The sequence below is a fragment of the Burkholderia sp. 3C genome, from assembly GCF_054589155.1.
Map to the genome: position 1 here is coordinate 173,518 of NZ_BAAILN010000138.1, position 11,659 is coordinate 185,176.

Consider the following 11,659-nt stretch of genomic DNA (forward strand, 5'->3'; position numbering starts at 1 on the left):
CGCCGGCACCATCCGGCTCGCCGGCATCGACTTCATCGGCGGGCGAGCAGGCAAGCAGTGGTTTTGCGTCGGTGTTCTCATCACTGACGCGGGACATCGAAGGCACGCTCGCGAACGGCTTCGGCTCGCCGGCTTCGTCCGAGGTCGATTCCGGCGTGGCAGCGGCGGCCGTCGCGTTCGCGCGCAGCCGTGCCGATCGCGCATCGGCCGAGGCGGCGATGCCGGGCGGCATCCGCGCGGGCGAGGCCCGGCTGACCGGGCTTGCGCTCGCGGGTTCGCTGGATGCGCAGCGTCAAGCGTTTCTCGACGAGATCATGCCGTTCGCGGCCGATGCGGCGAAAGCGCTCGGCACGTCGCCGCGGCTGGTCGCGGCCCATGCGGCGCTCGAATCCGGATGGGGCAGCAAACCGCTGACCACGGCCACCGGTGCGACTACGCACAACCTGTTCGGCATCAAGGCGACGGGGGGCTGGCAGGGCGCGTCGAGCGACGCGATCACGACCGAACACGTGAACGGCCATGACGTGAAGACCACCGGCCGGTTCCGTGCGTATCCGGATTACGCGAGCGCGTTCCGCGACTACGCGGGGATGCTGGCCGGCTCGTCGCGTTATGCGGGCGTGGTCGGCGCTGGCGATGACGCACGCTCGTTCGCGCGTGCGCTGAGCCGAGGCGGCTATGCGACCGATCCTGCCTATGAGGAAAAGCTGGTCCGCATCGCGCGTCAGATCGACGGGATCGCCCGATAAGTCGCGAGCGGCGGCCGGCGCGACGATCCGCTCGAATCACCACACCGATCGGCTGATCTACGCCTCGCCTTCCCCGCTCATCGCACCGGTTCGACGACATCCGGCGCGACGATGCGTGCCGCAATGACCTTGCCCGTTGTCACGTTGCGAACGCGGATCGTGTCGCTCTGCGCGCCGTTTTGCAACGCGGTACCTGTGGTGCTGACTTCGATGCCGGCGGCGCGCGAGACGATCCGCACCGCCTGGCCGCGCCGCACCGCGTCCGCGCCTTTCAGCGCACGCGTCTGAATCATCTGGCCTGCCTTCAGCGCGCGGCGGCTGATGCGTCCCGCGAGCGCGGCCGGGTCGGTCAGGGCATCGGGCGCGCCGGCAAGATCGCGCGACGCGAGCATCGCGTCGGCCGCGCTCAGTTGCGTGCCGGCGGGGATCGCGGCGGTGGTGACGAGCACGTCCGCGCGCAGCGTCGCGCGCACCTGATAGACGGTTGCGCGCGCCTGGCCGGGGCAGCGCACCGCGAAGCGCAGCCGGTCGGGCCGGCTCGCGTCGGCAGCCGCGATCTCGTACGGCTGATCGCAGGCGGGCGCGGCACGGTGGTTCGGCAGCAGCGCGACGGTCACCTCGGCATGCCGCAGATCGCGTCGTTGCACGTAACTGTCGAGCCACGCGCGTGCCTGCCGCAGCACCTGCGCATCGACGTCGGTGTCGGCATTGGCGTTTTCATTGCTGCCGTCGTGCACCGACGCGTTGGCGGCATCGCTGCCGTGCGTGGCCATGTCTGCTGCGGCCGCCGCGAAGCTGCCATGCATCGCGCAACTCATCGCGATGACCGTGGCCAGCATGCAGCTCGATGCGGTACGGGGAAGTGTCATGGTGCGAATGCGCTCGTGTGCCGGGGTGGCGATGCTTCGCATTATAGGGAGCGCGTCGCCCTGTCTGCGCGGGCGATTCGCGAACGTGCCGCCGCATTCAGAAACCATTCAGATTGTTCGCCGCCCGCGCGGCGAGTCCTTACGCTTGCATTTGACGATCGGCCGCCGGCTTCGCGTCGCGTGCATCGCGCGCGTTCGCGGGCGGGCGCTACCAACAGGAAGGGTGACACGATGGGACTCAATCTGGACCACGCGCTCGGCGTGCATCCCGCTGCACTGAAGGTGCGGGCGGAGCGCACGCGGATTCTCGCGTCGAACATCGCGAACGAGAGCGTGCCGCACTACCAGGCGCGCGATCTCGATTTTCGCGCGGCGCTCGAGGCCGAGCGCTCGGACGCCACCTTCGGCGCCGCGCTTGCATTCGGGGGCGACACGGCGCGCTACCGCATGCCGAGCAGCCCGTCGCAGGACGGCAACACGGTCGAGCTGGGCGTCGAGCAGGCGGAATTCTCGCAGAACAGCGCGGATTTCCAGGCCAGCCTGACGTTCCTGAACCTGAAGTTGAAGGGCTTGCACGCTGCGATCACAGGGAACGGCTGACCATGAGCTTCAAGGATATTTCGCGCATCGCCGGCTCGGCGATGGCCGCGCAAACCGTGCGCCTGAACACCATCGCGAGCAATCTCGCGAACGCCGGCACGACGGGCACCGAGGACACCGCGTACCGCGCGCGCAAGCCGGTGTTCGCGTCGATCTTCGAGCAGGGCGGCGACATCGCGCGCGTGCAGGTGCTCGATGTCGTGACGAACGACGATCCGTTGCCGATGCGTCACGAGCCGGGCAACCCGCTCGCCGACGAGAACGGCATGGTGTACGACACCAACGTCAGCGCGGTCGAGGAGATGACCGACATGATGGACGCATCGCGCGCGTTCTCGACGAACGCCGAGGTGCTGGCCCGCGTGAAGAGCATGCAGCACGATCTGCTGAAGCTGGGCGAGGGCTGACATGAACGGCATTCCGAACGACTTCACGCGCGGCACCGGCCGCGCCGCCGGCGATCAAGGCGCCGCGCCACCCGCCCGGGCGGCCGATGATGCAGGCGGCCTGTCGCAGATGTTTACGCAGCTGCTCGTCGCGCAGATCCGCAACCAGGACCCACTCGCGCCGATGGAGCCGGGCCAGTTCGTCACGCAGTTCGCGCAGATGAGCCAGGTCGAGGCGATGCAGTCGCTCGCCAGCCTCGGCGCCGCGAACGCCGCCATGCAGGAAAGCATGCTGGTCGTCACGCTCGGCGCGCAGGTGGGCTCGGACGTGATGGTCGCGACCGATTCCGTCGAGCTGGCCGACGCGCCGGTCGACGGCGCGTTCACGCTGGCGTCGTCGGCCGCGGACGTCTCGCTGCGCGTGAGCGGTGCGGACGGCGTCGAGCACACCATCCCGCTCGGCCCGCAGCAGGCGGGCAATGTCGGTTTCACGTTCGATCCGGCCGAGCATGGGCTGCCGCCGGGCCACTACACCTTGCGTGTGGCGACCGACACCGGCGAGGCGCCGCGCGTCGAGGTGAAGGGCGTGTTGCAGGGCGTGCGGCTCGGCGCGGACGGTCGTGTGGTGCTGAGCGTCGCCGGCGTCGGCGAGCGCGATACCGCCGATATCACCCGCTTTCTCGGACGGCCCGATCTGGCCGGCCCGACCTCGTTCACTCGAAAGGACATCGCTTCATGAGTTCCAACATCGCGCTCTCGGGCATCAACGCGATCAACGGCCAGCTCGGCCAGATCAGCAACAACATCGCGAACAGCGGCACCTACGGCTTCAAGTCGGGCCGCGAGAATTTCGCGTCCAGCTACATCAACGCGCAGCCGGGCGGTGTGACGATCGGCTCGACGTCGCAATCGATCGACATCGGCGGCAATTTCCTCTCGACCGGCCGCGGCATGGACGTCGCGATCCAGGGGCGCGGCTTCTTCGTGTCGCGCGAGGCCGACGGCTCGACCGTGTACTCGCGCGCCGGCATCTTCGGCACCGATCAGGACGGCCATCTGGTCGACTTCATGAAGCGCCGCGTGCAGGGTTACAGCGGCGGTGGCGGCCAGCTCGGCGACCTGACGGTGCCGACCGGTGCGATTCCCGCGCAGGCGAGCCGCGCGCTCGATTACGCGGGCAACCTGTCCGCCGACTGGGAACCGCCGGCGGTCGCGACCTTCGACAAGAGCGATCCGAAGTCGTACAACCACATGTCGGTGGCGACGGTGCACGATTCGCTCGGCCGCGAGCACAGCGTCACGCAGTATTTCGTGAAGGGCGCGGGCAACGAGCTGGAAGTGCATTACACGATGGACGGCGCCGATGTCGGCGCGCCGACGCAACTGAGCTTCGACACCAACGGCGCGCTGATCGGGCCGAGCGGCACCGTCGCGCTTGATCTCGGCACGCCCGATGGCGCGGCGGCGATGTCGCTCGATGTCGACTACACCGGCACGACGCTGTTCGGCGGCGCGCAGACCACCACCAAGAACCGTGCGGATGGCTATGCCGCCGGCACGTTCACCGGCGTGACGCTGACCGAGAACGGCTCGATCGAGGTGCAGTACACCAACGGCCAGAAGCAGATCGCCGGGCAGCTTGCGCTGGCGACCTTCGCGAACGAGCAGGGGCTCGTGCCGGCCGAAGGCTCGGCGTGGCGTGCGACGACGGACACCGGCGAGCCGCTGTTCGCCGCGGCGGGCACCGGCACCGCCGGGCGTCTCGCGGTGGGCGGGCTGGAGGAATCGAATGTCGACATGACGGCCGAGCTCGTGCATCTGATGTCGGCGCAACAGGATTACCAGGCGAACTCGAAGGTGCTGTCGACCGAGAACGAGATGATGCGCACGCTGATCCAGACGCTGTGACGCCATGGATTCCCTGATCTACACCACGATGACCGGCGCGGGCAACGCGCTGCGTGCGCTCGAAGTGCGGGCGAACAACCTCGCGAACGTGCAGACGGCGGGCTTTCGCGCCGATCTCGCACGCGCGCAGACCCGGCCGGTGGACGGCTACGGCTACGACTCGCGCCATGCGGCCGATCTGCCGGAGACGGTCGTCGATCACACGCCGGGGCGGCTTGCCGATACCGGCCGCGTGCTCGATGTCGCGATCGAGGGCGCCGGCTATCTGGCGGTCGCGACCGACGACGGCGAGGCCTATCTGCGCGCCGGCAGCCTGACGCTCGACGGTGAGGGCGCGTTGCGTGTCGGTGGGCGCGCCGTGCTCGGCGAGGGTGGCCCGCTCGTGGTGCCCGAGCACGAGCAACTGACGATCGGTGCGGACGGCACGATCTCCGCCAAGATCGCCGACACCGCCGAGGTGCAGGACGTCGGCCGCCTGAAGCTCGTGAATCCCGATCCGGCCGATCTGCGCAAGGACGTGAACGGCCTGCTGATCTCGCGCTCCGGCGCATCGTATCCGGCCGACGATCAGGTGACGGTGAAGGGCGGCCATCTGGAGGGCAGCAACGTTTCGGCGATCGACGAGATGATGCAGACCATGTCGCTGACGCGCTCGTTCGAGATGCAGATGCGGCTTTTCAAGGTCGCGGACGAGATGGCCGATTCCGGCAATCGCCTGGTTCGCGCATAACGTCAGGATAACGACATGAATCATGCTTTGTGGATCAGCAAGACCGGCATCCAGGCACAGGACGCGAAGCTGCAGACCATCGCGAACAATCTCGCGAACGTGAACACGGTGGGCTTCAAGCGCGATCGTGCGATGTTCGAGGACCTGTTCTATCGGCAGGATCGCCTGCCGGGCAGCCAGGTTTCCGATAACGCGACCGGCCCCGGCGTGCAGATCGGCAACGGCACGCGCCTCGTCGGCACGCAGAAGGTGTTCACCAACGGCAACGTGCAGACCACCAGCCAGCAGCTCGATGTCGCGATCGTCGGCAACGGCTTCCTGCAGATCGAAATGCCGAACGGCGAGACGGGCTATACCCGCGCCGGCCAGTTGCGACTGAACGACGAAGGCCGGCTGACGAATGCCCAAGGGCTGCCGGTCCTGCCCGCGATCACGATCCCGCCGGAGGCGATCGGCGTGACGATCGGCGAGAACGGTGTGGTCTCGGTGCAGACCGCGAACGAGGCCGCGCTGTCCGAGGTGGGGCAGTTGCAGGTGGCGAACTTCGTCAATCCGGCCGGCCTGCAGGCGCTCGGCGACAATCTGTTCGCCGAAACCACCGCGAGCGGGCCGCCGACCGAAGGCGAGCCGGGCATCGACGGGCTGGGCCGGCTCAAGCAAGGCGCGCTGGAAGCATCGAACGTGCAGGCCGTCGAGGAGATGGTCGAGATGATAGCCGCGCAGCGCACCTATGAAATGAACACGAAGGTGCTGTCCGCCGCGGACAACATGATGCAGTACCTGTCGCAGGCGGCCCGCTGATGCGTGCGTTGCTGCGGTCGTTGCTGCCGTCGTGTTCGCGCGCGGCGCTCGTCTGCGCGCTCGCGCTCGCGTGCGGCGCGTGTGCGACGATCGGCATCGGCCCGCAGCCGGAGCCGGACGACGACATGCCCGACGCCGCGTGGGAGGTCGATCGCGGTACGGCGGGCGGCGTGTTCGTGTCGTCCCAGGGGTGGTCGCTGACCTCGGACAGCCGCGCGTTCCGCGCCGGCGACGTGCTGACGGTCGAGCTGCTGGAATCGACCCAGGCGAGCAAGAAGAGCGGCACGCAAGTCGGCAAGACCAGCAGCGTGTCGCTGCCGAAGCCGAGCGTGTTCGGCGCGGAGCTGCCGATCGACGCGGAGGCCGGCGCGAAACGCCGCTTCGACGGCACCGGTGCCAGCTCGCAGCAGAACACGCTGCGCGGCTCGGTCACGGTGATCGTGCAGCGTGTCATGCCGAACGGCCTGCTGCAGGTGCGCGGCGAGAAGCGTCTCGTGCTGAATCAGGGCGAGGAAACCGTGCGGCTGTCGGGCTATGTGCGCGCGCCGGACATCGATTCGAACAACCGCGTGTCGTCGCAGCGTGTCGCGAATGCGCGTATCCGCTATTCCGGCCGGGGCTCGCTCGCGGATGCGAATGCGCCCGGCTGGCTTACCCGTTTCTTCAACAGCCCGTGGATGCCGTTCTGACGCGCGGCCGGCGTATCGTCGGCTGCCGCGCTGGCGCCTTGCACGGGCACGACGGCACACGCGTGCCGTCGCCTCGACCGGAGTTCCCATGACTTTCCCCGCCAGCCGGACGATCCGGCTGCCCGCTGCCCGGCTCATGCACGCGGCAACCGGCGTGCTGCTCGCGATCGCGCTGCTGCTCGCCGGGCCCGCGCCTGGCCGCGCGCGGACGATCGGCAGCCTCGTCAGCGTCGAGGGCATGCGCGAGAACGCGTTGGTCGGCTACGGCATCGTCGTGGGCTTGCCCGGCAGCGGCGACGGCACGCAGGCGAAATACACCACGCAGTCGATCGCGAACATGCTCAAGCAGTTCGGCACCCGGCTGCCCGAAGGCATGAGCCTGCGCGCGCGCAATGCGGCGGCGGTGATGGTCAGCGCGACGTTTCCGCCCGGCTATCGCAAGGGGCAGACGATCGACGTGACCGTGTCGTCGCTCGGCGATGCGAAGAGCCTGCGCGGCGGCACGCTGCTGATGACGCCGCTGCGCGCGGCCGACGGCGAGACCTACGCGCTCGCGCAGGGCAATCTGGTGATACCGGGGCTCGCCGCGCAAGGCCGCAGCGGCTCCAGCATTGCGATCAACACGCCGACCGCCGGCCGGATTCCGGCAGGCGCCACGATCGAGCGCGAGATCGCCACCGATTTCGCCGCCACGCCCACCATTCGCCTGAACCTGAAGCGCCCGGATTTCCAGACCGCGTCGAATATCGTCGATGCGATCAATCGCGCGATCGGCTCGAACGTCGCGCGCACCGCGGATGCCACGTCGGTCGATGTCGATGCGCCGGAGGATGGAACCGGGCGCGTCGCGTTCGTCGCTCGGTTGACGGCCGTCAGTGTCGAGCAGGGGCGGTCGGTGCCGCGCGTCGTGCTGAATTCCCGCACCGGCACCGTCGTGATCAGCCAGGGCGTGACCGTCAAGCCGGCCGTCGTGTCGCACGGCGCGCTCAGGGTGACGATCGCCGAGGGCACCGCGGTCAGCCAGCCGAACGCGTTCGGCGATGGCGACACGGTGGCCGCGCCCATCAGCGAGCTGAACGTGTCGCAGCCGGGCGGCAATGCGTTCCAGTGGAAATCGGGCACGAGCCTGCAGGCGATCGTCGATACGATCAACGCGACCGGCGCGTCGCCGGACGACTTGATGGCGATCCTGCAGGCGCTTGCCGAGGCGGGCGCGTTGTCCGCCGAGCTGGTTGTGATTTGAGGCCCGGCCGATGAACGACTTTCCACTTTTGACGCGTTCGCTGGCGCGATCGTTACCGGCGGCGGCACCGGCGCCGGCGGCATCGCAATCGGCATTGTCGTCGCCACCGGCGTCGCCGTTACGTGCGCCGGCGCCGCCCGCCGGCAATGCCGCCGACGCGCGCGAACGCGCGGCACTCGAACACGCGGCCGTGCAGTTCGAGGGCATGTTCATCGCGCAGATGCTCGGCGCGATGCGCCAGGCGACCGCGACGCTGGGCGCCGCCAACGGCGAGCGCGACGACACGGCCGGCGCGCTGCTCGACCACGCGTATCGCGAAGTGGCCAACGGCATCGCGACGCAGCGCGCGTTCGGCATTGCCGACACGCTGATCGCGCAGATGCTGCCGGCCGCCGGCACGCCGAGCGAACCCGTTCACCCATCGACCAAGGAGCAGGGATCATGAGAATCAGCCAGATCGGCTTGTCCGGCACGCACGCCGCGCAGGCGGCGCTGGGCATGTCGGCACGCAATACCGCGAATCTGATGACGACCGGCTATACGCGCCAGGGCGTGTTGCTGACGCCGCGCATCGGCGGCGGCGTGACCGTGCAGTCGCTGATCCGTTTCGCGGACGACGCGCGCACGCAGCAGATGTGGCAAAGCCACTCGGCGCTGGGCCGTCACGCGGCCGGCGAATCGTATTTCAATCAGCTCGAACAGGTGATGGGCCTCGAGGACGGCAGCGTGAAGTCCGGCCTCGACGGCCTGTTCGCCGCGCTCGACGAGGCGAGCGTCGAGCCGATGTCGGCGCCGCTGCGCCAGCAGGTGATCATGTCGGCGGATGCGTACGCCAAGAGCATCAACGGCCTGCTGCAAACCCAGGGCCGCCAGCTCGACACGCTGCGCCAGCAGGCCGGCGCGACGGCGCAGCAGATCAACGCGCTGTCGGGCACCGTCGCCGACCTGAATCGGCGCATCGCCGAGGGGCAGACGAGCGGCAATGCGCCGTCCGAGTTGATCGATCAGCGCGATCAGGCGCTCGACGCGCTGGCCGGCCTCGCGGATATCCGCACGCTGCGGCAGCCCGACGGCACCGTCGATGTGTCGCTCGCCGCCGGGCCGCCGCTGGTGGCCGGGCGTCAGGTCGCCACCCTCGACGTGCGCACCCGCGGCGACGGCACGTTCTCGCTCGCGGCGGACCTGGGCGGCACCACCTATCCGCTCGACGGCGAGGCGACGGGCGGCTCGCTCGGCGGCCTGTTCGCGTTCGTGGACGACGTGTTGATGCCGCAGATGGCCGGCGTGAAGTCGCTGGCGGGCGAGCTGGCGCAGCGCATGAACGCGCAGCTCGCGGCCGGCTTCGGCACCGACGGCCAGCCCGGCGAGCCGCTGTTCGACATCGACGCGGCCAGCGGCATGCTGCACGTGCGCGCGGGTGTGACGCCCGACCGGCTGGGTTTTTCCTCCGATCCGGCCACGCCCGGCGACAGCGGCAACCTGCTGGCGATGATCGCGCTGCGGCAGGAACGGATCGACGTGCCGGGCCTCGGCGAGACCGCGATCAACGACGTGTACACGATGCTGGTGGGCCGCCTCGGCTCGCAGAGCCGGCAGAACCAGGCCTCGCTCGCGACGGCGGACCAACTGCGCACGCAAGCCGAGCAGGCGTGGCAGTCGGTGAGCGGCGTCAGCATGGACGAAGAGGCGGTCAACATCTCCGAAACCATGCAGATCTACAACGCGAACATGAAGGTCATTTCGGTGGCGAACGATCTGTTCGACGCCACGATCCACAGTTTTTGAGGAGCACGACGATGCGTATCGCCAGTCAGTCCTTTGGCAACTCGATGGTTTCCACGCTGCGCGGCTCGAACGCGAAGATCGCGGATCTGACCGCGCGGCTTGCGAGCGGCCAGCGGATTCACGTAGCGTCGGACGATCCCGTCGGCGCGGTACGGCTGATGCGGCTCGAACGCGATTCCGCGATGCTCGCGCAATATCGCCGCAACATCGGCACGCTGAACGGCCAGTTGCAGAAGAACGAGCTGCATCTCGACAGCATGCAGACGCAACTCGGTGCCGCACGCGAGACGATGCTGCGTGCGATGGACGGCACGAACTCGGCGGACGATCTGCAGGCGTTGGCCGGCTCGCTGCGTTCGCTGCGCGACGATCTCGTGGCTTCGGCGAATGCCAAGGACAGCGAAGGACAGTACCTGTTCTCCGGCACGCTGACGGCAAACGAGACGGTCCGTTTCGATGCTGCCGCGCCGGCGGGGTCGCGCTATGCGTTCGGCGGCAATCTCGAGCAGCGTCAGGTCGTGGTCGGCAACGGGATGACGCAGGCGGCGAATGTCGGCGTCGACGATCTCGCCGATACGCTGAACCAGCTGGATATCGCGCTCGAGCATCTGGCGGCGAGCGACGCCAATGCGAGCGACCCGGCCACGCGCGCCGCGATGAGCACCGCACTCGACGCGCTGGGCGCGAGTTTCGATGCGGCCGGCAACCGGATCGCGGGGCTCGGCGGGGCGCAGCGCACGCTCGATCTGCTCGACGACAACCACGAGGCGATGCTCGTCGCGAACGGCCAGGCGGCGGATCTCGTCGGCGGGCTCGATTACGCCGAAGCGACCGATGCGCTGAACAACTATCTGGTGGCGGTGAAGGGCTCGTATCAGATCTATGCGCGCGTGCGGCAGCTTTCGCTGTTCGACGTGCTGTAACGCGGGCCGGCGATGAACGTGCAGGCTTCCGGAATCGGGCGCGAACACCTCGGGCCGGTGCGCTCCGACGATGTCGTGCGGGCGGCGCGTGGCGCGGCGTCGGCACCGGTCGCGCGTTCGGCGCAGGCGGCGTCGCCTGCCGCGGTCGCGACGCACGCCGAACGCGGTTGCGTGGCGCGGGTCGGCTTCGTCGCGCGTCAGGCCGAACTCAATGTAGCGGTGACCGGCGCGCAGCGCGCGGCCGGGTTTCTCGACACGGCGCGCACGCGGCTCGGCGAGCTGAAGGCGACGCTCGCTGCGAGCGCGGCGGGCCGTCCGCTGCCCGACGGCATGCTCGATGCCTCGCTCGCGCGGGTGCGCGCGCAATGGAATGCGCGGCCGGCCGTGACGGGCGGCGCGCTCGATGCGTCGCTTGCGTTTCACGCGGCGGGCGACGCGCGGCAGTCCTTCCGGTTGCGCGCGCTGGATGCCGAGACCCTGAGCGCGGGCGGCACGGAGATGCTGACGTTTCATCCGAACGGGCTCGGCAAGGCGTGTGCGTCGGTGACGTTCGACGATGAGGCACTGGCCGGCGACGGGCTGGTCGATGACGAGGTGGCGGGCGGCGCGACGCTATCCACTGCAGTGCGAGCCGGCAATGGCCCCGAGGTCGCCCGGCAGCCCGCTGCACAACGCGCCCATGACGCAATCGCCCGGCGGCTCGATCGTGCGCTTGCACCGGTCGGGATTCGCGTGGCGTGTGACGACGCGAACGGCCTGACGTTCACCACGCCGGAATCGAACTGGCCCGCCGTGCGCGATCGGATGATGATCCAGGGCGGCGGCAAGCGATTCCCCGGTGGCCGCCCGAGCCGCGCGCAGGCCGATGCGTTGCCGGCCGGCGTCGATCCGGCGTCGTGGCGTGTCGACGGCCCTGCCGCGCGACACGCCACCCTGCGCGAGGTGGTGCGCACGCTCGACGAGGTGAAGCGTGCGC

The 11,659-nt window shown here is 69.1% G+C and carries 14 protein-coding genes; 13 read left to right on the top strand and 1 reads right to left on the bottom strand.

What is annotated here, in order from left to right; genetic code table 11:
* Positions 1-749: glycoside hydrolase family 73 protein (locus ACYP33_RS29820; protein WP_459624913.1), on the top strand; the 749-nt coding region annotated here is incomplete at its 5' end.
* A 77-nt stretch (positions 750-826) separates the two neighbouring features.
* On the opposite strand, the gene flgA is transcribed toward ACYP33_RS29820, so the two are convergent.
* Positions 827-1,618 carry a flagellar basal body P-ring formation chaperone FlgA gene (gene flgA, locus ACYP33_RS29825; protein ID WP_459624914.1) on the bottom strand — a complete coding sequence of 264 codons (792 nt, stop codon included), beginning with the start codon at positions 1,616-1,618 and terminating at the stop codon, positions 827-829.
* Between the two features lie 231 nt (positions 1,619-1,849).
* Between flgA and flgB the strand changes: the two genes are divergently transcribed.
* The 12 genes from flgB to ACYP33_RS29885 form a co-directional block, all read left to right on the top strand.
* The gene (gene flgB, locus ACYP33_RS29830) at positions 1,850-2,218 is read left to right on the top strand and encodes a flagellar basal body rod protein FlgB (RefSeq protein ID WP_414451066.1); all 369 of its coding nucleotides are present in this window, start codon (positions 1,850-1,852) and stop codon (positions 2,216-2,218) included.
* 2 nt (positions 2,219-2,220) lie between these two features.
* Complete coding sequence (gene flgC / locus ACYP33_RS29835; RefSeq protein ID WP_459624915.1) at positions 2,221-2,625, top strand: flagellar basal body rod protein FlgC; 405 nt, start codon at positions 2,221-2,223, stop codon at positions 2,623-2,625.
* A 1-nt stretch (position 2,626) separates the two neighbouring features.
* A complete protein-coding gene (locus ACYP33_RS29840) occupies positions 2,627-3,343 on the top strand; it encodes a flagellar hook capping FlgD N-terminal domain-containing protein (protein ID WP_459624916.1) in 717 nt (238 codons plus the stop codon).
* The gene (locus ACYP33_RS29845) at positions 3,340-4,512 is read left to right on the top strand and encodes a flagellar hook-basal body complex protein (protein ID WP_459624917.1); all 1,173 of its coding nucleotides are present in this window, start codon (positions 3,340-3,342) and stop codon (positions 4,510-4,512) included. The genes ACYP33_RS29840 and ACYP33_RS29845 overlap by 4 nt, the downstream gene beginning before the upstream one ends.
* A 4-nt stretch (positions 4,513-4,516) precedes the next feature.
* Complete coding sequence (locus ACYP33_RS29850) at positions 4,517-5,242, top strand: flagellar basal body rod protein FlgF (RefSeq protein WP_459624918.1); 726 nt, start codon at positions 4,517-4,519, stop codon at positions 5,240-5,242.
* Positions 5,243-5,257: 15 nt separating this feature from the next.
* Positions 5,258-6,043, top strand: coding sequence for a flagellar basal-body rod protein FlgG (gene flgG / locus ACYP33_RS29855; RefSeq protein ID WP_414451071.1), 786 nt, complete (start codon positions 5,258-5,260; stop codon positions 6,041-6,043).
* Positions 6,043-6,732, top strand: a complete 690-nt coding sequence (gene flgH / locus ACYP33_RS29860) for a flagellar basal body L-ring protein FlgH (protein WP_459624919.1) — start codon at positions 6,043-6,045, stop codon at positions 6,730-6,732. The genes flgG and flgH overlap by 1 nt, the downstream gene beginning before the upstream one ends.
* 136 nt (positions 6,733-6,868) lie before the next feature.
* Positions 6,869-7,975 carry a flagellar basal body P-ring protein FlgI gene (locus tag ACYP33_RS29865; RefSeq protein WP_414451890.1) on the top strand — a complete coding sequence of 369 codons (1,107 nt, stop codon included), beginning with the start codon at positions 6,869-6,871 and terminating at the stop codon, positions 7,973-7,975.
* 94 nt (positions 7,976-8,069) lie between these two features.
* Entirely contained in the window at positions 8,070-8,420 is a 351-nt protein-coding gene (locus ACYP33_RS29870) for a hypothetical protein (RefSeq protein ID WP_459624920.1), read from the top strand.
* Entirely contained in the window at positions 8,417-9,760 is a 1,344-nt protein-coding gene (gene flgK, locus ACYP33_RS29875; protein ID WP_459624921.1) for a flagellar hook-associated protein FlgK, read from the top strand. Before ACYP33_RS29870 ends, flgK begins: the two co-directional genes overlap by 4 nt.
* A gap of 11 nt (positions 9,761-9,771) precedes the next feature.
* Complete coding sequence (flgL, locus tag ACYP33_RS29880) at positions 9,772-10,683, top strand: flagellar hook-associated protein FlgL (RefSeq protein ID WP_459624922.1); 912 nt, start codon at positions 9,772-9,774, stop codon at positions 10,681-10,683.
* A gap of 18 nt (positions 10,684-10,701) precedes the next feature.
* Positions 10,702-11,659: hypothetical protein (locus tag ACYP33_RS29885; protein ID WP_459624923.1), on the top strand; the 958-nt coding region annotated here is incomplete at its 3' end.